We start from the raw sequence: 19758 nt of genomic DNA, 5'->3' as shown, positions 1-19758 counted from the left end.
TACCCCTCTCAGGCCTCGGGCAGCTTGAAGCCGGCCACGGAGCTGCGCAGGTCGTTGGCGAGGTCGGCCAGGTTGCCGATGGAGGTGGCCGTCTCGTTGGTGCCCGCGGACGTCTGGGAGGTGATCTCCTGGATGACGTTCATGGTGTCGGAGACGTTGGCGGCGGCGTTCGCCTGCTGCCGGGAGGCCTCGGAGATGTTCTGGATCAGCCCCGCGAGCTGCTTGGAGACGTTCTCGATCTCGCGCAGGGCCTCGCCGGCCTCCTCCGCCTGGCGAGCACCCGCGACCACGCCGGAGGTGCTCTGCTCCATGGAGATCACGGCCTCGTTGGTATCGGTCTGGATGGTCTTGACCAGGGCCTCGATCTGCTTGGTGGCGTTGCCGGAGCGCTCGGCGAGGCGCTGCACCTCGTCGGCCACCACAGCGAAGCCGCGCCCGGACTCGCCGGCCATGGCCGCCTGGATGGAGGCGTTCAGCGCCAGAATGTTGGTCTGATCGGCGATGTCGTTGATGAGCTCGACGATGTTGCCGATCTCCTGGGAGGACTCGCCGAGGCGCTTGATGCGCTTGGAGGTCTCCTGGATCTGCTCGCGGATGCTGTCCATCTGCTCGATGGTGCGCTTCACCGTGTCCGCGCCGCGCACCGAGAGCTCCACGGACTGCTGGGCGACGCGGGCCGACTCCTCGGCGTTGCGCGACACCTGATCGATGGACACGGCCATCTCGTTGACCGCCGCCGAGGCAGCGGTGATCTGATGTGCCTGATGGTCCGAGGCCTCGGCCAGGTGCATGGCCGTGGCCTGGGTCTGCTGGGCCGCGGAGGAGACCTGCACGGAGGTCTCGTTGATGGTCAGCACCAGATTGCGCAGCGCCTCGATGGCGTCGTTGAAGGCGTCACCGATGGCGCCGGTGATCTCCTCGCCCACCGAGGCCTCGACGGTGAGGTCACCCTCCTTCAGGCCCTCGATCTCGTCGAGCAGGTTGAGGATCGCCTCCTGGTTGCGCCGCTGGGCCTCGTTCACCCGCTCGCGCTCCGCCTCGGTGCGGGCGAGCTCGGCCTGGCTGATGCTCCGGGCCAGGAAGCCGCGCAGCACCAGCAGCACCAGGGCGATACCACCGGCAACGAAGCCGTACCACTCCTTGATCGGCCGCTGCGCCGGCAGCGCGGCGAAGGCAGCGGTGAGCGTCTGGGCCCGCTGCAGCAGTGTGTCCGAGCCCGTGCGCAGGGACTCGGCGGCGTCCGCCATGGCAGCGATCTCGCCGCCCGCGGCCTCAACCTCCGAGAGCTCGCCGGCAAGCCCCTCGTAGCGCTCGGCAAGCTCCACCAGCAGCCCGGCCGCGGTGTTGTCGGTGACGGCGCCGACGCCCAGATCGCCGCCCTGGGCGAGCGCCTGCAGACGGCGCTGGAACGCCGCCCGCGCCTCGGCGAGGGTCTCGGCGGCCGCGGCGCTGGCCGGCCCGGGCATGCGCTCGAGGGCGCGGGCGATGCGCTCGGCCTGCGTGGAAAGCTCGCCGGCTAGGACGATCTGGTCACGGTCGGCACCGATGGCGGAGAGGCGTGCCGCCAGCTCCGCTGCCAGCTCCTGCATGTCCGGCAGCGCCTCGCCGAAGCGGTCCGCCAGCGCGGCGGCGGCCAGAGCCGCGTCCTGCCGCGCCACCACCGTGTCGGCGGCCGGCCGGAGCTCGGCCCAGCTTGCGGCGACCGCCGCCGTGGCCTGGCCGGCCTCGCCGCCGAGCTCGTCCGCCGGCGGCAGGCCGGTCTCCGGCTCGCCCTCGGTGAGGGCGGTGATCTGACGGCTCAGGGCATCACGGTCCGCAGCGACCCCCCGGAAGCCTGCGGCCTCGCCGTCCAGCGCCCGGCCGGCGTTGCGCGCCAGACCCTGCGTACGCGCGGCGATGCTGTCCGCCCGCTCGGCATAGGCCTGCTCGAAATTGCCGTAGTAGGCGACGTAGCCGAAGCTGCCGCCCATCAGCAGGATCGCCACCACCACCAGCAGCGAGAGCACATTGGCGGTCCGCCGCATGCTCTCGATCCGACCCGTATCCTGCGACGCGTTCATGTTGCCAACCTCTTCGCGCAAGGATTGTCCGCCCCGGCCGAGCCAGTGGCGGAATCATTCAATCGCCGCGGCGGACGCCGCCTTCGGCTCTCGAGCTCAGTCGGCGACGCTGAGAAAGCGCGGATGCCGCGCCAGCGCCGCCATGCTGAAGACCGGCCACTCGCCCTCGGCGGTGCTGAAACGACCGTCCAGGAACGGGGTGATCCCGGCCTCCGCCGATACCGATTCCTGCCAGTCCGCCTGGTCGAACTGGCGCATGCCGAGCACCTCGTCCACCAGCAGTCCGGCGTTCACGCCCTGCTGCTCGATCACCAGCACCCGGACCAGCCGCGAGGGTGCCACTTCGCCGCGCCCGAGAAAGGCGCTCAGGTCGAGGATCGGCAGCAGGTTGCCGCGGACGTTGGCGAGCCCCCGCACCCAGCTCCGGGTGTGCGGCACGCGGGAGACCGCGGGCCAGGTCATGATCTCGGCGACGTCGCCCAGCGCCGCCACGTAATGCTGGCCGCCGATACGGAAGCCGACCCCGGACCAGACGTCGCGCGCCGCCTCCTGGGCGGGCAGCGGTTCGCGGTGGCCAAGGCCGAGCCGCTCCAGATGGCGCAGCAGCGCCCAGGGTCCCTCGTCGCCGGCGCGCACCTCGGAGCGCTCCGGTTCAGCGGCCGAGCGCGGCATGCACCTTGTCCAGGAGCTCCTGCTCCGTTACCGGCTTGCTGATGTAGTCGAGCGCACCCTGGCGCTTGGCCCAGATGCGATCGGTGTCCTGATCCTTGGTGCTGATCATGACGATGGGTATGGCCGAGGTCTCCGGGTCCTTGGAGAGCTTGCGCGTGGCCTGGAAGCCGTTGACCCCGGGCATGACGATATCCATGAGGATCAGGTCCGGCTTCTCCGAGCGGGCCTTGGCAAGCCCCTGCTCGCCGTCCTGGGCCACGCTCACGGCGAAGCCGTGCTGCTCCAGCATGTTCTTCAGCACATGGGTTTCCGTCGGCGAGTCGTCGACAACCAAGATGCGGGTCATTCCGGATCCCCCATAGCAATGTCAGCCGTAGTGTTCACTCGGGTCGTGCGCCGTGTCGTCCCTGTCGCCGGCAGACGCCGCGGGACGCCTAGGCCGCCTGTTCCCGATGGCGGCGAATGGCTCCCAGCAGCTCCTCCCGGGTAAAGGGCTTGGTGAGGTACTGCTCGGAACCGACGATGCGTCCACGGGCCCGATCGAACAGGCCGTCCTTGCTGGAGAGCATGATCACCGGGGTACCCCGGAACATTTCGTTGTTCTTGATCAGCGCGCAGGTCTGGTAGCCATCCAGACGCGGCATCATGATGTCGATGAAGATGATCGCCGGGTGATGATCGGCAATCTTGGCCAGGGCCTCGAAGCCGTCCGTGGCTGTGATCACCTCGCAGCCTTCCTTGCGCAGCAGCGTCTCCGCCGTACGGCGGATGGTTTTGCTGTCGTCGATGACCATGACCTTGAGGCCGGCCAGCCCGTTGTGCTCGCTCGTCTGATCCACCGGCTCCCCCGCTGTGTCCCTGCCGGAGACGCCAAAGCCGTGCTGCTCAAGGCCTTGCGCCATGTTCCGGAGTTTAATTACCACACCACTGGGGTACAATCTAGCGACCCCGCCGCAGCCTTTCCGGCGCCACTTCGCGCGCGGCGGGATCTGCGACCCAGGCCTCAGGAGACCCCCATGCGCCAGCCCCGGATCCGCCGCCTCTACCGCGCCCCTGCCGAGCGTATCGGCAGGCCGGGCGCGATCCTGAGCTGCCAGTGCGCGGAGCGTGCACGATGACGCGGCGCCTTGGCGTGGTCATGGATCCCATTTCCGGCATCACGCCGTACAAGGACACCACCCTCGCCATGCTGCTGGAGGCGCAACGCCGGGGCTGGCAGCTGAACCATCTGGAGCTGTCCGACCTCTCTCTGCGCAACGGCCGGCCCTGGGGCCGAAGCGCCGCGCTGGAGGTGCGCGACGACAACGCCGACTGGTACACCCTCGGCGCGCAGCGCGAGCACCCGCTGGCCGAGCTGGACGTCGTGCTCATGCGCAAGGACCCGCCGGTGGACAGCGAGTACCTGTACGCCACCTACATCCTCGAGGCCGCGGAGGCCGAGGGGGTGACCGTGGTGAACCGCCCGCGGGGACTGCGCGACGTCCAGGAGAAGCTGGCCATCGCCTACTTCCCGCAGTGCTGCACGGACACGGTGGTGGAGATGCGCGCGGAGCCGCTGCGCGCCTTCCTGCGCGAGCAGGGCCGCGCGGTGTTCAAGCCCCTGCACGGCATGGGCGGGGAGTCCATCTTCGTGGTCGAGGACGGCGACCCGAACACCTCGGTAATCATCGAGACGCTCTCCAGGCGCGGCACGCGCTACGTCATGGCCCAACGGTACCTACCCGAGATCCGTGACGGCGACCGCCGCGTGCTGCTGGTGGACGGCGAGCCCGTGCCCTATGCCCTGGCGCGCATCCCGCTGGCCGGCGAGAGCCGCGGCAATCTCGCCGCTGGCGGCCGCGGTGTCGCCCGCCCGCTGACCGAACGCGAGCGCTGGATCGCCAGCGAGGTCGCCCCTTTCCTGCGCGAGCGCGGCCTCACCTTCGTCGGGCTCGACGTCATCGGCGACTCCCTCACCGAGATCAACGTCACCAGCCCCACCTGCGTGCGCGAGCTGGACGCCCAGTGCGGCCTGAACATCGCCGGGACGCTGTTCGACTGGATCGAGGGGGAGCGGGCCTGATGGCCCCGTTTTGGGTTTAAGGTTCGGCTCCGATGAGCGTTTTCCGACCGGCATGGGCTCTGCCTCGAGCGAGACATGCCATCAGCGCGCCGAGGAGGTGGTTCGGCGGTTCGCCCTCTGCCGCCGCGGCGCGCGACAGGCCTAACCTTCAACGTTAAACGCTAACCCGAAGCCCTCGGGCTCCCCCGAAACCCCAAACTGGAATCCTGGTCGCAGCCCGGAGCGGGCACAGCAGGCATCATCGGCGTCCTCCGATGCGGAACGTTCGGCCATGAGCACAGCAGCAGTCACCGCAGTGGACCGCGTCTCGCTGGCGCTGTTTCTCTCCCTCGCCGCCCACGCGCTGGTGATCCTCGGTGTCGGCTTCACCGGGCTGGCGGAGGCCCCGCAGCGGCCGGCGCCCATGATCGAGGTGACCCTCGCCGATCGGCCGCAGGAGGAGACACCGGAGGACTACGACTTCCTCGCCGAGGCGAATCAGGACGGCGGTGGCGAGTCCGAGACCGCCGAGATTCCGGAACGCCCCACCGAGGCCTTCATGCCCGGCGTGCCCGAGGGCGCCTCTCCGCTGCAGGCCGCGCCACCACCGGGGGCCGAGGTCACGCCGGACCAGCGCGAGGCGATCGCCGGGGCGGACGAAGCCGTACCGGCCCAGCCCGAGCCGCAGCCGCGCAATCCGGAAGAGCACGGAACCCCCGAACCGGTGAGCGCGGACCGGCAGGTTGCGGCCGCCGCCGAGCTGGCAGCGGTGGCAGAGCGCATCAGCGCCCGCTACCCGAGCAAACGCCGAATCAATGCCCGCACCCGCGCCCACGAGGCCGCGGAGTACATGCGTCAGTGGGTGAACCACGTCGAGCGCATCGGCAACCTCAACTACCCGCGGGAGCTGCGCGCCCGCGGCCTGTCGGGGCGCGTGATCCTGGAGGTCACCCTGCGCCCGGACGGCGTCGTGCATGCCGCCCGGGTGCTGCGCAGCTCCGGCGAGCCCGCCCTGGACCAGGCTGCCCAGCGCATCGTCGACCTCGCCGCGCCGTTCCAGCGGGTGCCGGAGGCAGTGCTGCAGGACAACGACCTGCTGGTGATCACCCGGACCTGGGCGTTCGAGAACGGCCAGCGCTTCACCTCCCGGTAGCCTGGCGCTGCCCGCGCGCTTGTATGCGGCGGAACCCCTGTCGGATACTGCGGCCATGGCCGAGGGCAGTCTCTCCAATCACTTCCTGATCGCGATGCCGTCGCTCGCGGACCCCAACTTCGCGCGCACGGTCACCTACCTCTGCGAGCACAACGAGGACGGCGCCCTCGGTATCGTCGTCAACCGCCCCTCCGAGGTCACCCTGGACGAGCTGCTGGACCACATGGGCATCGACGCCAGCGGCCTCGGCACCCGGGCGACGCCGGTGTTCATGGGCGGCCCGGTGCAGCGCGAGCGCGGTTTCGTGCTGCACCCGCCGGCGGGCGAGTGGGACGCCTCGCTGCAGGTGGCCGAGGGCATCTGCGTGACCACCTCGCGCGACATCCTTGAGGCGGTGGCCCGGGGTGACGGGCCGTCGCAGTTCCTGGTGGCCCTGGGCTACGCCGGCTGGGGCCCGGGACAGCTGGAGCAGGAAATGGCGGAGAACGCCTGGCTGAGCGGCCCGGCGGCGCCGGACATCATCTTCGAGCGACGTCACGATGAGCGCTGGCAGGCGGCGGCGGCGCTGCTCGGCGTCGACCTGACGCTGCTTTCCTCCCAGACCGGCCACGCCTGAGGGGCCGTGCCACCGCGCCCCGGGACCTACCTTGGCTTCGACCCGGGCGAGCGTCGGCTCGGCGCCGCCGTCGGCGAGACGCTTACCGGCCACGCCCGGGCGCTGCGCACCCTGCGCTGCCGGGCGGGCGAGCCGGACTGGGACGAGCTGGACGCCCTGCTCGCGGAGTGGCAGCCTGCGGGCGCGGTGGTGGGAATCCCGCGCCATGCCGATGGCAGCGCCTCCCACAGCACCCGGCTCGCGGAGCGATTTGCCGGCCGCCTCGGCAGCCGCAGCGGGCTGCCGGTTCACCGCATCGACGAGCGCCTCTCGAGCCGCGAGGCGGCGGCAGCCCTGCAGGCCCGCGGTCGCCGCAGCGCCGCCCTCGACGCCGAGGCTGCGCGCGTGATCCTCGAGACCTGGCTGAGCGAACACTGCCCATGAGCGCCAAGCTGCCCGACGTCCCGCCCCTGCTCGACCGCCTCGCGGCCGGGCTGGAGGCGCTGCTCGCCGACGAAGGCCGCGGGCGGTGCACGCTCGTGGGCATCCACAGCGGCGGGGTCTGGCTCGCCGAGGCCCTGCACCAGCGGCTCGGCCTCGCCGGCGCACCCGGCGCGCTGGACATCGCCTTCTACCGGGACGACCTCGCCCGCAGCGGCATGCAGGCGCGGGTGCGGCCCTCGCGGCTGCCGCTTACGGTGGATGATCGCGTGGTGATCCTGGTGGACGACGTCCTCTACACCGGGCGGACAGTGCGCGCCGCGCTCAACGAGGTGTTCGACTACGGGCGCCCGGCAGCCGTGCGGCTCGCGGTGCTCGTGGACCGGCCCGGGCGCGAGCTCCCCATCGCCGCCGATGTTGCCGCCACCCGGCTGGAGCTCCCGGCCGGGCAGCGGGTGAAGCTCCAGGGGCCGGCACCGCTCCGCCTGGTGCTGGAAGGCGGCGCGCCGTGAGCCTGCAGCTCGACGCCGACGGCCGGCTGCGCCACTTCCTCACCACCGAGGGGCTGCCACGCGCCCTGCTCACGCACATCCTGGACACCGCGGAGTCCTTCAGCGGAGTCATCGGCAAGTCGGTGAAGAAGGTGCCGCTGCTGCGCGGGCGCACGGTGATCAACCTCTTCTTCGAGTCGAGCACGCGCACCCGCACCACCTTCGAGCTCGCCGCCAAGCGGCTTTCCGCGGACGTGCTCAACGTCAACGTCGCCACCACCACCATCAAGGGCGAGAGCCTGGTGGACATGCTGCACAACCTCGAGGCGATGCAGGCGGACATGTTCGTGGTCCGCCACGCCGAGAGCGGCGCAGCCGAATACATCGCCCGCCACGTCCAGCCCGGCGTGGCGGTGCTCAATGCCGGCGACGGCTGGCACGCCCACCCCACCCAGGCGATGCTGGACGTCTTCACCATCCGCCGCCACAAGGGCGCCTTCGAGCCCCTGACGGTGAGCATCGTCGGCGACATCCGTCACTCCCGGGTGGCCCGCTCCCAGATCCATGCCCTGAACGCCCTCGGCACCGGCGAGGTCCGCGTAGTGGCGCCGCGCACCCTGCTGCCGCGGGACGTGGAGGGGCTCGGGGTGCGGGTGCACCACGACCTCGACAGCGGCCTGCGCGACGCGGACGTGGTGATCGGGCTGCGCCTGCAGCGCGAGCGCATGCAGGGGGCGCTGCTGCCGAGCGAGTCGGAGTACTACCGCCGCTACGGCCTCTCCGAGGCGCGCCTCGCCGTCGCCCACCCGGAGGCCATCGTCATGCACCCCGGGCCCATCAACCGCGGCGTGGAGATCGACTCCGACCTGGCCGACGGCCCGCGCTCGGTGATCCTGGAGCAGGTGACCAACGGCATCGCGGTACGCATGGCGGTGATGAGCCTGGTCCTCGGCGTCGCGCCCGAGAGCACGCCGGAGGCAACATGAGCCGGATCCTGATTCGCGGCGGGCGGCTGCTGGATCCGGCGAGCGGCCACGATGCCGTGGGCGACCTCGCCATCGCCGGCGGGCGCATCGTCGGCCTGGGCGCGCCGCCCGATGGCTTTGCCGCGGACCGGGTGATCGGCGCCGAGGGCTGCTGGGTGCTGCCGGGTCTGATCGACCTTGCCGCGCGGCTGCGCGAGCCCGGCGCCACCCACAAGGCGGATATCGCCAGCGAGGCCCGGGCAGCGGCCGCCGCCGGCATCACCACCCTGGTGCTGCCGCCGGATACCGAGCCGGTGCTGGACACGCCCTCGGTGGCGGAGCTGGTGCACCGCCGCGCGGCGGCCGCCGGCGGGGCCCGGGTGGTGCCGCTGGCCGCCCTGACTCTGGGCCTCGCCGGCGAGCAGCTGGCGCCGATGGCGGCCCTGGCCGACGCCGGCTGTCCCGCAGTGGCGGACGGTGGCCGCCCGGTGGCGGATACGCTGGTGCTGCGGCGGGCGCTGGAGTACGCGGCCACCTATGAGCTGCCGGCGCTGCTGACGCCCTGGGATCCCTGGCTCGCCGCCGGTGGCGGGCTGCACGAGGGTCCGGTGGCGATGCGCCTCGGTCTCCCGGGTGTCTCCGTCGCCGCGGAGACCGCCGGCCTCGGCCGACAGCTCGCCGTGGCCACGGCCCTCGGCCTGCGCGTGCACTTCGGGCGGCTGTCCACCGCCGCCGGTGCGGCGATGCTGCGCAACGCCCACCGCGACGGTGCGCCGGTCACCGGCGATGTCGCGATCCATCAGCTGTTCCTGACGGAGAACGACGCCGTCGGCTACGACAGCCGCTTCCACGTGCAGCCGCCGCTGCGCAGTGTCGGCGACCGCGACGCCCTGCGCCGCGCAGTGGCCGACGGCACCCTCGGCATCATCTGCTCCGACCACCAGCCCCACGAGCGCGACGCCAAGGACGGGCCCTTCACCGGCACCGAGCCGGGGCTCTCGGGTATCGACACGCTGCTGGCCCTGGTGCTGCGGCTGGTGGAGGAGGAGGCCATCGGGCTGCTGCCGGCGCTGGCCGCAGTGACGGCGCATCCGGCGGCGCTGCTCGGCCTGGACACCGGTCGCCTCGCCACCGGGGCGCCGGCGGATGTCTGCATCGTCGACCCGCAGTCGCCCTGGTGGTGCCGGGCGGAATCCCTCGGCAGCCGCGGCCGGCACAACGGCTTCCTCGGCTGGGAGTTCAGCGCCCGCAACACCCACACCCTGGTGAACGGCGAGCTGGTGCACGGCGACGCTGAGTCGGGATGAGCCTCTTCGATGCCGGGCCTCTCGCGGTGCCTTGCTCCGCGATGCCAAGGTGAATTATTGGCGGTGCTCGGCGCGACTCAACACACGACCAGGCGAGCGCATGACCGCTACCCGCATCGTTGACCGAACTCCCGTCAGTGGCGACTGGACGCTGCTCCGGTTGCGCTGGCACGGCGCACTGCCGTCGCCCGGACAGTGGCTCTGGGCCGAGGTCGAAGGGCAGCGGCTGTGCCTGCCGGTGCGCCAGGCGAGCAGCGAAGAGGGCTGGGTGGCCGGGGTGCTGCCGCCGGGGCAGGTGCCTGCGGCATTCGCAGCCGGGCGCCCGGCGACGCTCGAAGGGCCGCATGGCGAGGATCTGCTGACCCCAGCACCGGCGGCACCGGTGCTGGTGGTGGGCGCCGGCGCCGGTGCCGGCCCCGCGCTGGCAATGGCGGAAGCGCTGGGCGAGGCGGTGGGGCTGGTGCTGCTGGGTGGGCAGGGCTCGCTGCCCGGCCGCATCTGTCCCTCGCGCTTTCTGGTGCGCACGGTGCCCGACGCGGCCATCGCCGGCCTGGCGAGCCTCGAGTCCCAGGGTATTCCGGCCCGCATCGCCCTCACCGAGGAACACCCCGGCTGCTACGAGGGCGACGCCGTCGATCTCCTGCGCCACCACCTCGCCGCCCTGCCCGCCGACCGCCGCCGGCGCCTCACCGTCCTCGCCTGCTGCCCGTGGGGCCTGCTCACGCCGTGGCGTAGCGAGCTGGAGGGGCTCGTCAGAGCGTTGCGGGTCAGCGAGCTACCGGTTCGGGGATGAGTGGCGGATGTGGCAGCAGATTTCCGCGAGCTTGTGGGCATGGCAACGGTAGTGCCCGGTGCGTGGAGCGGGAGGGACGCGCGGGACACGCTGTGAATACGTCCCTGTAAGCTCGTAGGCGAGGTCCCTCTCGCCTACGGTCCCACGCGTCCCTCCCGCTCCACGCACCGCCAACGCCCATGGCGATTCCGCGGGGCCGATTCCAGCCCGTAAGCCGCGGAGTCGGCACCCTCCCGGCTTTGAACTTGGAACCTTGAACTTTGAACGCTCGTGGGCGAGTGAGGGCAAGGCCCTCACTCGTCCACGAGCTTGATCCCCTCCGTCGCCTGCTGCATGCGCGCCTCGGCGTGGGAGTCGCCGAGCTTGGCCATCAGGCGGACCTCGTTGGCGGAGTCGGCGAAGCGCAGGGCGTCCTCGTAGGTGATGGAGCCCTCGGCGTAGAGCTGATAGAGATGGCGGTCGAAGGTCTGCATGCCCTGCTCGCCGGAACGCTTCATGATCTCCTTCAGCTCGTGCACCTCGCCGTTGTGGATCTTGTCCGCGACCAGCGGGGTGCCGATGAGAATCTCCACCGCCGGCACGCGGCCCTTGCCGTCCGGGGTCGGGATGAGCTGCTGGGCAATCACCGCCTTCAGGTTCAGCGAGAGGTCGGTGAAGAGCTGATCGCGGCGGTCCGAGGGGAAGAAGTTGATGATGCGGTCCATCGCCTGGTTGGCGTTGTTGGCGTGCAGCGTCGCCAGGCACAGGTGACCGGTCTCGGCGAAGGCGATGGCGTAGTCCATGGTCTCGCGGGCGCGGATCTCGCCGATCAGGATCACGTCCGGGGCCTGGCGCAGGGTGTTCTTCAGCGCCACCTCGAAGGACTCGGTATCGATGCCCACCTCGCGCTGGGTGACGATGCAGCCCTGGTGGGCGTGCATGTACTCGATGGGGTCCTCGATGGTGATGATGTGTCCGGTGGAGTTGTGGTTGCGGTAGCCGATCATCGAGGCAAGCGAGGTGGACTTGCCGGTGCCCGTGGCGCCGACGAAGATGATCAGCCCGCGCTTGGTCATGGACAGATCCTTCAGGATCGGCGGCAGCCGCAGCGCCTCGATGCTCGGGATCTCGGTCTCGATCCGGCGCAGCACCATGCCCACGTTGTTGCGCTGGTAGAAGGCGCTGACGCGGAAGCGCCCGAGGCCCTTCGCGCTGATGGCAAAGTTGCACTCGTGGGTGGCGTCGAACTCCTCGCGCTGGCGCTCGCTCATGATCGAGTAGACCACCTGCCGGGCCTGCTCGGCGCCGAGGGGGTTCTTGGTGATGGGCATGATCCGCCCGGCCACCTTCATGCTCGGCGGCAGGCCCGCGGTGATGAACAGGTCCGAGCCCTTCTTGTTGACCAGTAGCTCGAGCAGGGCATTGAAATCCATGGCGCCTCCAGTTGCCGTGTTGGCCGCGGCGGTCAGCTGAACTGCTCGCGGTTGACCGCCTTCAGGCGGGCGTCCTGCTTGGTGATCTGGCCCTTGCGGATGAGGTTCTGCAGGCACTGATCGAGGGTCTGCATGCCGGTGGACTGACCGGTCTGGATGGCGGAGTACATCTGCGCCACCTTGTCCTCGCGGATGAGGTTCCGGATGGCGGGGGTGCCGATCATGATCTCGTGGGCGGCGATGCGCCCGCCGCCGACCTTCTTCAGCAGGGTCTGCGAGATCACCGCACGCAGGGACTCGGAGAGCATGGAGCGCACCATGGACTTCTCCGCGGCGGGGAAGACGTCGATGATGCGGTCGATGGTCTTGGCCGCCGAGCTGGTGTGCAGCGTGCCGAACACCAGGTGCCCGGTCTCCGCTGCGGTGAGCGCCAGGCGGATGGTCTCGAGATCGCGCAGCTCGCCGACCAGCACCACGTCCGGGTCCTCGCGCAGGGCCGAGCGCAGCGCCTCGGAGAAGCCGAGAGTGTCGCGGTGGACCTCGCGCTGATTGATCAGGCTCTTCTTCGACTCATGCACGAACTCGATCGGATCCTCGATGGTGAGGATGTGCTCGTGGTAGTTCTCGTTCTTGTAGTCGATCATCGCCGCCAGCGTGGTGGACTTGCCGGAGCCGGTGGGCCCGGTGACCAGCACGATGCCGCGGGGGTTGTCGGAGATGGTCTTGAAGACATCGGGTGCCCCCAGCTCCTCGAGGGTGAGCACGGTGGACGGGATGGTCCGGAATACTGCGCCGGCGCCGCGGTTGTGGTTGAACGCATTGACGCGGAAGCGCGCAAGTCCCTTGATCTCGAACGAGAAGTCCGTCTCCAGGTACTCTTCGTAATCCTTGCGCTGCTTGTCGTTCATGATGTCGTAGATGAGCCCGTGCACCTCCTTGTGCTCCATGGCCGGCAGGTTGATTCGACGCACATCGCCGTCCACCCGTATCATCGGCGGCAGCCCCGCGGAGATGTGCAGATCGGAGGCGTTGTTCTTGACGCCGAAGGCGAGCAGGTCCGCGATATCCATCGAGCCCCCCAGAGAAAAACGATGCCCGGTGACTGGCCTGTAAGTGTGGCGGACCGCTCAAGCTACGCCCCGCCCCGGGGGGCGGCAACATGAACGCCATCGCCGCGCGGCTCGACGCCGTCCGCGAGCGCATCCGCCAGGCGGAGACGCGCTTTGGCCGCGAGCCCGGCAGCGTCGCGCTGCTCGCCATCAGCAAGCGCCACCCGCCGGAAGCGCTGCGCGAGGCGCTGGCGGCCGGACAGCACGCCTTCGGCGAGAACTACCTGCAGGAGGCTCTCGACAAGCGCGAGGCGCTCGCCGGCTACCCCGTCGAGTGGCATTTCGTCGGTCCCCTGCAATCCAATAAAACAAAGCCGGCGGCAGAGTGCTTTGACTGGATTCACACTCTGGATCGACCGAAAATCGCGCGCCGGCTGTCCGAGCAGCGCCCGGAGGACCGCCCGCCGCTGAACTGCTGCATCCAGGTCAACGTCAGTGGCGAGGCGAGCAAGTCCGGAGTCACGCCGGCGGACGTCGAGGCGCTGGCCGAAACCGTGGCGGCGCTGCCGGGCCTGCGCCTCCGCGGACTGATGACGCTGCCCGCGCCGGCGGCCGGGCTCGAGGCGCAGCGCCAGCCGCTGCGGGCTCTGCGCGAGTGTCTCGAGGCGCTCAACGCCCGCGGCTACGGGCTCGACACGCTGTCCATGGGCATGAGCGACGACCTGGAAGCCGCCGTGGCCGAGGGCGCCACCATCGTTCGCATCGGCACCGCGGTCTTCGGCCCGCGCCCGCCGGGCTGAGCCAGCAGCCAGAGAGGAGACTCCACCGTGAGCGAGAAGATCATCGCCTTCATCGGCGGCGGCAACATGGCCCGCAGCCTCATCGGCGGCCTGGTGGCGGACGGCTACCCCGCCGACCGCATCCGCGTCGCCGACCCGCACGCCGAGCGCCGCGGCCAGCTCGCCGACCGCTTCGGCATCACCGCCCTGGAAGACAACGCCGAGGCCGCCCGCGGCGCCGATGCCGTCGTCCTCGCCGTCAAGCCGCAGGTGGTCAAGCAGGTGGCCGAGCCCCTCGGCGGCATCCTGCGCGAGGCCGGGGCACTGGTGATCTCCATCGCCGCCGGCGTGCGCGAGGCGGACCTGAGCCGCTGGCTCGGCGGCGGCGTGGCGGTGGTGCGCACCATGCCGAACACGCCGTCGCTGGTGCAGACGGGCGCCACCGCGCTCTACGCCAACGAGCGCGTCAGCGCGGACCAGCGGGATCTCGCCGAGTCGCTGCTGCGTGCGGTGGGCATCACCCAGTGGCTCGAGGACGAGGCGCTGATGGACGCGGTGACCGCGGTCTCGGGCAGCGGCCCGGCCTATTTCTTCCTGCTCATGGAGGCGATGGAGGATGCCGGCGCGGAGCTTGGCCTGCCCCGGCAGACCGCCCGCCTGCTGACGCTGGAAACGGCCCTGGGGGCGGCACGCATGGCGCTGGAGAGCGAGGAGGAGCCGGCGAAGCTGCGCCAGCGCGTCACCTCGCCGGGCGGCACCACGGAGGCCGCCACCAGGGTGCTCGAGGAGGGCGGGCTGCCCGAGCTCTACCGCCGTGCCCTGCGCACCGCCGCCGAGCGCGCGGGCGAACTCGGCGACATGCTCGGAGAGCAGTAGGCATGGGTCCGGGATACCTCAGCAGCCCGCTCGCGTTCCTGATCGAGACGCTGTTCAGCCTCTACATCATGGCGGTGATGCTGCGCTTCCTGCTGCAGTGGGCGCGGGCGGACTTCTACAATCCGGTCTCGCAGTTCCTGGTGCGCATCACCCAGGCGCCCCTGCGCCCGCTGCGGCGTCTCATCCCCGGCTGGGGCGGCATCGACCTCTCCGCGCTGGTGCTGATGATCCTGCTGCAGATGCTGGCGCTGGCCCTGCTGATGATGGTGGCCGGGGTGACGCCCCGCCCGGACTACCTGATCCTGCGCACGCCGGCGGAGCTGATCGAGCTGCTGCTGAACGTCTATCTCGTCGCCATCATCGTGCGCGCCATCCTCTCCTGGGTGAACCCGGACGGCTACAACCCCGCGGCAACGGTCCTCATCAGCCTCACCGAACCGGTGCTGCGTCCGTTCCGCCAGGTCATCCCCATGCCCGGCGGCATCGACCTCTCCCCCCTGGCGGCGCTGCTCGCGATCCAGGTGGTGAAGATGCTGGTGATGCCGCCGCTGGATCGTGTGGCGCCACCCCTGATGATGTAGCGGCGCGCCGCGCGTGGCGCGGCGCGAGTTCAAAGTTCCGAGTGCAAAGTTCAAAGCGCTGGCCGCGGACCACGCATGCCGGCCTTTGAACTTTGAACTGTCAACTTTGAACTGCCCGCCCGCGGCCGGGCAGTTGCCGGCCGCGGGCGGGCTTCGTACCATCCCAGGCCTTTGTCCACCGGATGGCTGCCTAGTCCATGCCCGCAACCTACCCTGCCGACTCCGTCGGGCTCGTCGAGCCGCAGCGCGCCGTGTTTCCGGCGCCGCTGGCGCTGGAGTGCGGGCGGACGCTGTCGGGGTTCGAGCTGGTCTATGAGACCTACGGCACGCTGAACGCGGCGGCGAGCAACGCCGTGCTGGTCTGCCACGCGCTCTCCGGGACGCACCACGCGGCGGGCTACCACAGCCCCGACGACCGCAAGCCGGGCTGGTGGGAGGCCTGCATCGGCCCGGGCAAGCCACTGGATACGGATCGCTTCTTCGTCGTCTGCTGCAACAACCTCGGCGGCTGCCACGGCTCCACCGGCCCCACCAGCACCAATCCGCAGACCGGCGAGCCCTACGGGCCCGACTTCCCCATGGTCACGGTGCGGGACTGGGTGGCGAGCCAGGCGCGACTCGCGGACCATCTCGGCATCGAGCGCTGGGCGGCGGTCGTCGGCGGCAGCCTCGGCGGCATGCAGGCGCTGCAGTGGGCCATGGATCTGCCGGACCGGATCGCCCATGCGGTTGCCATCGCTGCTGCCCCACGGCTCTCGGCGCAGAACATCGCCTTCAACGAGGTCGCCCGCCAGGCCATCCGCTCCGACCCGGAGTTCCACGACGGCCGCTACCAGTCCCGGGGCGTGATCCCGCGGCGCGGGCTGATGCTCGCGCGCATGCTCGGCCACATCACCTACCTCTCCGAGGCCGCCATGCGGGAGAAATTCGGCCGCGAGCTGCGCCGGGGCAAGGACGACTACGACTTCCACTACGAGGTGGAGTTCGAGGTGGAGAGCTACCTGCGCTATCAGGGCGAGTCCTTCGTCGAGCGCTTTGACGCCAACACCTACCTGCTGATGACCAAGGCGCTGGACTACTTCGACCCGGCGGCGGCCCACGGCGGCAGTCTGGCCCGGGCGCTGGCCAGCGCCACGGCGCGCTTCCTGGTGCTCTCCTTCACCAGTGATTGGCGCTTCCCGCCCTCCCGTTCCCGGGAGATCGTGCGCGCGCTGCTGGAGACCTACAAGCCGGTGACCTACGGCGAGATCGAGGCGGACCACGGGCATGACGCCTTCCTGATGCCGGTGCCGCAGTACCTGCAGGTGTTCCGCACCTACATGCAGCGGGTGGCCGCGGAGGTGGCAGCGTGACCGGGCTGCGCCGGGACCTGCAGATCGTCGCCGACTGGATCGGCAGCGGCAGCCGCGTGCTCGACCTCGGCTGCGGCGACGGCCATCTGCTGCGCCATCTCTACGAGAGCCGCAATGTGACCGGGTACGGGCTGGAGATCGATCCGGAGCAGATCAGCGAGAGCGTCGCCAACGGCGTCAATGTCATCCAGACGGACCTGGACCAGGGCCTGTCCGACTTCGAGGCCGAGGCCTTCGATCATGTGGTGATGACCCAGACCCTGCAGGCCGTACAGCGCCCGGACCGTCTGCTGCTGGAGATGCTCCGGGTGGGGCGCGAGGGCATCGTCACCTTCCCCAACTTCGCCTACTGGCGGCTGCGCTACTACCTGGCGATCCTCGGCCGCATGCCCATGAGCGGCGCCCTCGCCTACGCCTGGTACGAGACGCCCAACATCCACCTGTGCACCATCCACGACTTCGAGGAGCTGTGCCGGGAGCTCGGCATCCGCATCATCGAGCGCCGCGTGCTCTCCCACGAGCTCAAGCCGCCACGGCTCGGCGGGCTGCTGCCGAACCTGCTGGCGGAAGTGGCTCTGTACCGCTTCCGCCGCGCCTGAGACGGCGCTGAACTCGCACCCCGGCCCCGAACTCTCAACAGGGCAGAGGCCGCCCGACAAGGAGAGACTGCCCATGCCCCCGCTGCGCCTGCTGTTTGGCCTGACGCTCATGTTCCTCGCCCTGCCGGCAGCCGCCCAGCAGGCGGACCGCTTCGGCGACTACGAGGTCCACTACAACGCCATGCCCACGCGCCTGCTCAATGCCGAGGTGGCGGCGTCCTACAACATCCTCCGCAGCCGCACCCGCGGCCTGCTGATGCTCACGGTCATGCGCGGCGGCGATGCCGTGCCCGCCCGCATCGAGGCGCTCGCCCGGGACGCCGACGACCGGTTGCAGGAGGTGGACATGCGCGAGGTACGCCAGTCCGCGTGGGTCTCCTACATCGGCACTTTCCCGGTGGAAGACGAGCAGGCGCTGCGCTTCGAGGTGGAGGTTACCCCCGAGGGCGGCGAGGCCGGCCCGTTCCGCATCGGCTTCCGCCAGCGGTTCTTCGCCGGCGAGTGAGCCCGCTAGCCCCGCCGGCAGGCTTGCACCGCCCGCGCGGCGGCGTCAGCATGCCGGCAGGGACCGGCGTGGAGCGAGGGGGAGAGCGCACGGGCCATGACCACCTGGCTGATTACCCATGAGGCAGGCCTCGGCCACGACACCGGGCCCGGCCACCCCGAGTGCCCGGCGCGTCTCGAGGCGGTGCTGAAGGCCCTGGAAGGGCCGGCGTTCGCGGCGCTGCAGCGCCACGAGGCGGAGGCGGCGACGCCGGACGAGCTGCGCCGCGTGCACGATGCCGCCTACATCGAGGAGACCCTCGCCGCCATCCCGGAGATCGGCTACCGCCATCTGGACGGCGACACCGTGGTCTGCCCCGGCTCGGCGGAGGCCGCGCTGCGCGCCGCCGGTGCCGTGCGCCAGGCGGTGGACGCGGTCATGGGCGGGGCGGCGCGGCGCGCCTTCTGCGCGGTGCGGCCGCCTGGCCATCACGCCGAGCCCGACCGGGCCATGGGCTTCTGCCTGTTCAACAACATCGCCGTCGGCGCGCTGCACGCCCGCATCGCCCACGGCGTACAGCGAGTTGCCGTGGTGGACTTCGACGTCCATCACGGCAACGGCACCCAGGCCATGCTCGGCGGGCGCGAGGGTTTCCTCTACGTCTCCACCCACCAGCATCCGCTGTTTCCCGGCACCGGCACACGCCGCGAGAACCGGCCCGGCAACCTGCTCAACATCCCCATGCCCGGCGGCACCGACTCCGCAGCCTACCGCGAGCAGTTCCACGGGCAGGTCATCAGCGCGCTGATGGAATTCGACCCGGAGCTGCTGCTCATCTCTGCGGGGTTTGACGCGGACGCGCACGATCCGCTGGCCGGCATGAACCTGGACACGGACGACTTCGCCTGGATCACCGAGGAGCTGGTCGCCGTCGCCGACTACTGCTGCGGTGGGAGGGTGGTGTCCAGTCTCGAGGGCGGCTACAACCTGGGCGCCCTCGGCCGGGGGGTCGCGGCGCATGTCTCCGGGCTGCTGCGCTGAACATCCGCACAGGTTGACAAGCGAACTTATTCACATGCCGACGCGATCTGACGCGCTTTGTCCACCGGCGCCGCCATTGCACCGCCCGAAAACCTCAACGCCCTGATATTCCGGCACTTTTTGGCTTCGATCAAATCTTCACCGAATTGACATGAAGCGCCTCGGCACGCCGCTCGCGGGGGTCTTCCCCCAGTTCCTCCACAATGTTATCCACAGGAACTGTGGAAAGCCGGGGAATCCCGCGTCGGGACGCCGTCAGGAGGGCGCCCGCTCGCTCTCGGCCCCGCCCGGGGCGTCCGCCACCACCCGCAGATCCGAGGCCTCGAGCCAGGCGAGGCGACTCGCCCGCACGACGTAGCCGCCGGGCAGGCACGGGTGCAGCGTCTGCCGGGTGGCGATGATTCGGCCGTCCACGGACTCGTGCCCCTCCAGCAGCTGCGCCACCCGCATCACGCTGCCGTAGGTGACGGGTGCATAGTCCACCCGGCGGATGACCCCGGCACCGTCCGTGTACAGCGTCTGCTGGGCGGCCGGGAGAGGCAGGTCGGCGGGGAAGCGCACGTCGTAGCGCTGCCAGCGCCCGGCGTCGGTGGTCACCGGGCCGAGGGGCTCACAGGCCACGCCCGAGCGGGCGAGGATCAACGGCAGCAGCAGCGAATGCCATAGCGTCATGCCGCTGACGTAGAGCACATCGAGGCTGTCCCAGAGGAACCAGTGGCGCAGCGAGCGGGCGATGCGTGCGGGCGCGGCGCGCTCCTCAAGCGCGCCGCCGTCCTCGTCCTCGAGGCGCACGCGCTGCGGGTCGAACACGCCGACGCAGCCGGGATTGGGGAACGGCGTGCAGGTCACCCGGAAGGCCCGCGGGTCGAGGGTCACCTCCACCTCGCGGAACGGCCGTGGCTGAAAGTGCGCCACGAACTCCATGCCGCCGAGGGAGAGCGTAGCCAGCAGGCGGCTCATGCCCTGCCAGCGCTCCCGCCCGCCATGGGCGTCGATCACGCGGTCCAGGTCGCTCATGCCATTCGCTCCCGGCCGGGGGCGCTCGCCTTTGCAGGCCGCTCAGACTA

The 19758-nt window shown here is 70.5% G+C and carries 22 protein-coding genes; 15 read left to right on the top strand and 7 right to left on the bottom strand.

Annotated features, from left to right (window positions below):
• Positions 1-8: 8 nt before the first annotated feature.
• The 4 genes from LMH63_RS01785 to LMH63_RS01770 all read right to left on the bottom strand — a co-directional run bounded on the left by LMH63_RS01785 (position 9) and on the right by LMH63_RS01770 (position 3526).
• Complete coding sequence (locus tag LMH63_RS01785) at positions 9-2060, bottom strand: methyl-accepting chemotaxis protein (RefSeq protein ID WP_229332691.1); 2052 nt, start codon at positions 2058-2060, stop codon at positions 9-11.
• Positions 2061-2156: 96 nt separating this feature from the next.
• A complete protein-coding gene (locus LMH63_RS01780) occupies positions 2157-2732 on the bottom strand; it encodes a chemotaxis protein CheW (protein WP_109679468.1) in 576 nt (191 codons plus the stop codon).
• Positions 2713-3078, bottom strand: a complete 366-nt coding sequence (locus LMH63_RS01775; protein ID WP_109679467.1) for a response regulator — start codon at positions 3076-3078, stop codon at positions 2713-2715. The genes LMH63_RS01780 and LMH63_RS01775 overlap by 20 nt, the downstream gene beginning before the upstream one ends.
• Positions 3079-3166: 88 nt before the next feature.
• On the bottom strand, positions 3167-3526 hold the full coding sequence (locus LMH63_RS01770) for a response regulator (RefSeq protein ID WP_109679478.1): 360 nt from the start codon (positions 3524-3526) through the stop codon (positions 3167-3169).
• A gap of 320 nt (positions 3527-3846) precedes the next feature.
• On the opposite strand from LMH63_RS01770, the gene gshB reads away from it, so the two are divergent.
• The 8 genes from gshB (at position 3847) to LMH63_RS01730 (ending at position 10518) form a co-directional block, all read left to right on the top strand.
• Complete coding sequence (gshB, locus tag LMH63_RS01765) at positions 3847-4794, top strand: glutathione synthase (RefSeq protein ID WP_109679466.1); 948 nt, start codon at positions 3847-3849, stop codon at positions 4792-4794.
• A 271-nt stretch (positions 4795-5065) separates the two neighbouring features.
• On the top strand, positions 5066-5926 hold the full coding sequence (locus LMH63_RS01760; RefSeq protein WP_146205236.1) for an energy transducer TonB: 861 nt from the start codon (positions 5066-5068) through the stop codon (positions 5924-5926).
• Positions 5927-5981: 55 nt separating this feature from the next.
• A complete protein-coding gene (locus LMH63_RS01755; RefSeq protein ID WP_109679464.1) occupies positions 5982-6542 on the top strand; it encodes a YqgE/AlgH family protein in 561 nt (186 codons plus the stop codon).
• Between the two features lie 6 nt (positions 6543-6548).
• The gene (ruvX, locus tag LMH63_RS01750; RefSeq protein ID WP_109679463.1) at positions 6549-6965 is read left to right on the top strand and encodes a Holliday junction resolvase RuvX; all 417 of its coding nucleotides are present in this window, start codon (positions 6549-6551) and stop codon (positions 6963-6965) included.
• Positions 6962-7474 (top strand): bifunctional pyr operon transcriptional regulator/uracil phosphoribosyltransferase PyrR, encoded by a 513-nt coding sequence (gene pyrR / locus LMH63_RS01745; protein WP_109679462.1) that lies wholly within the window; start codon positions 6962-6964, stop codon positions 7472-7474. The genes ruvX and pyrR overlap by 4 nt, the downstream gene beginning before the upstream one ends.
• On the top strand, positions 7471-8439 hold the full coding sequence (locus tag LMH63_RS01740; RefSeq protein WP_109679461.1) for an aspartate carbamoyltransferase catalytic subunit: 969 nt from the start codon (positions 7471-7473) through the stop codon (positions 8437-8439). Before pyrR ends, LMH63_RS01740 begins: the two co-directional genes overlap by 4 nt.
• Positions 8436-9725 carry a dihydroorotase gene (locus tag LMH63_RS01735; protein WP_109679460.1) on the top strand — a complete coding sequence of 430 codons (1290 nt, stop codon included), beginning with the start codon at positions 8436-8438 and terminating at the stop codon, positions 9723-9725. The genes LMH63_RS01740 and LMH63_RS01735 overlap by 4 nt, the downstream gene beginning before the upstream one ends.
• Before the next feature lie 100 nt (positions 9726-9825).
• The gene (locus tag LMH63_RS01730; protein ID WP_109679459.1) at positions 9826-10518 is read left to right on the top strand and encodes a hypothetical protein; all 693 of its coding nucleotides are present in this window, start codon (positions 9826-9828) and stop codon (positions 10516-10518) included.
• 293 nt (positions 10519-10811) lie between these two features.
• Here the strand turns inward: LMH63_RS01730 and LMH63_RS01725 are convergent, their stop codons facing one another.
• Together LMH63_RS01725 and LMH63_RS01720 are read right to left on the bottom strand one after the other, a co-directional pair.
• Positions 10812-11930 carry a PilT/PilU family type 4a pilus ATPase gene (locus LMH63_RS01725; protein ID WP_109679458.1) on the bottom strand — a complete coding sequence of 373 codons (1119 nt, stop codon included), beginning with the start codon at positions 11928-11930 and terminating at the stop codon, positions 10812-10814.
• A gap of 32 nt (positions 11931-11962) precedes the next feature.
• Complete coding sequence (locus tag LMH63_RS01720; protein WP_109679457.1) at positions 11963-13000, bottom strand: type IV pilus twitching motility protein PilT; 1038 nt, start codon at positions 12998-13000, stop codon at positions 11963-11965.
• Positions 13001-13089: 89 nt separating this feature from the next.
• On the opposite strand from LMH63_RS01720, the gene LMH63_RS01715 reads away from it, so the two are divergent.
• The 7 genes from LMH63_RS01715 (at position 13090) to LMH63_RS01685 (ending at position 18691) form a co-directional block, all read left to right on the top strand.
• Positions 13090-13779 carry a YggS family pyridoxal phosphate-dependent enzyme gene (locus tag LMH63_RS01715; RefSeq protein ID WP_109679456.1) on the top strand — a complete coding sequence of 230 codons (690 nt, stop codon included), beginning with the start codon at positions 13090-13092 and terminating at the stop codon, positions 13777-13779.
• 27 nt (positions 13780-13806) lie between these two features.
• A complete protein-coding gene (gene proC, locus LMH63_RS01710; protein ID WP_109679455.1) occupies positions 13807-14634 on the top strand; it encodes a pyrroline-5-carboxylate reductase in 828 nt (275 codons plus the stop codon).
• Positions 14635-14636: 2 nt separating this feature from the next.
• A complete protein-coding gene (locus LMH63_RS01705; protein ID WP_109679454.1) occupies positions 14637-15215 on the top strand; it encodes a YggT family protein in 579 nt (192 codons plus the stop codon).
• Between the two features lie 197 nt (positions 15216-15412).
• Complete coding sequence (metX, locus tag LMH63_RS01700) at positions 15413-16567, top strand: homoserine O-succinyltransferase MetX (RefSeq protein ID WP_109679453.1); 1155 nt, start codon at positions 15413-15415, stop codon at positions 16565-16567.
• Positions 16564-17166, top strand: a complete 603-nt coding sequence (gene metW / locus LMH63_RS01695) for a methionine biosynthesis protein MetW (RefSeq protein ID WP_439654548.1) — start codon at positions 16564-16566, stop codon at positions 17164-17166. The genes metX and metW overlap by 4 nt, the downstream gene beginning before the upstream one ends.
• 73 nt (positions 17167-17239) lie before the next feature.
• Positions 17240-17671 (top strand): DUF4426 domain-containing protein, encoded by a 432-nt coding sequence (locus LMH63_RS01690; protein ID WP_109679452.1) that lies wholly within the window; start codon positions 17240-17242, stop codon positions 17669-17671.
• 96 nt (positions 17672-17767) lie between these two features.
• A complete protein-coding gene (locus LMH63_RS01685) occupies positions 17768-18691 on the top strand; it encodes a histone deacetylase family protein (protein ID WP_109679451.1) in 924 nt (307 codons plus the stop codon).
• 255 nt (positions 18692-18946) lie between these two features.
• On the opposite strand, the gene LMH63_RS01680 is transcribed toward LMH63_RS01685, so the two are convergent.
• Positions 18947-19708 carry a hypothetical protein gene (locus LMH63_RS01680; RefSeq protein ID WP_109679450.1) on the bottom strand — a complete coding sequence of 254 codons (762 nt, stop codon included), beginning with the start codon at positions 19706-19708 and terminating at the stop codon, positions 18947-18949.
• Positions 19709-19758: the final 50 nt, after the last annotated feature.

Source organism: Spiribacter halobius, from assembly GCF_020883455.1.
In the GTDB taxonomy this organism is placed as follows: domain Bacteria; phylum Pseudomonadota; class Gammaproteobacteria; order Nitrococcales; family Nitrococcaceae; genus Sediminicurvatus; species Sediminicurvatus halobius.
Note: the sequence above shows the minus strand (reverse complement) of the source record. Positions and strands in the feature narration are given on the sequence as shown.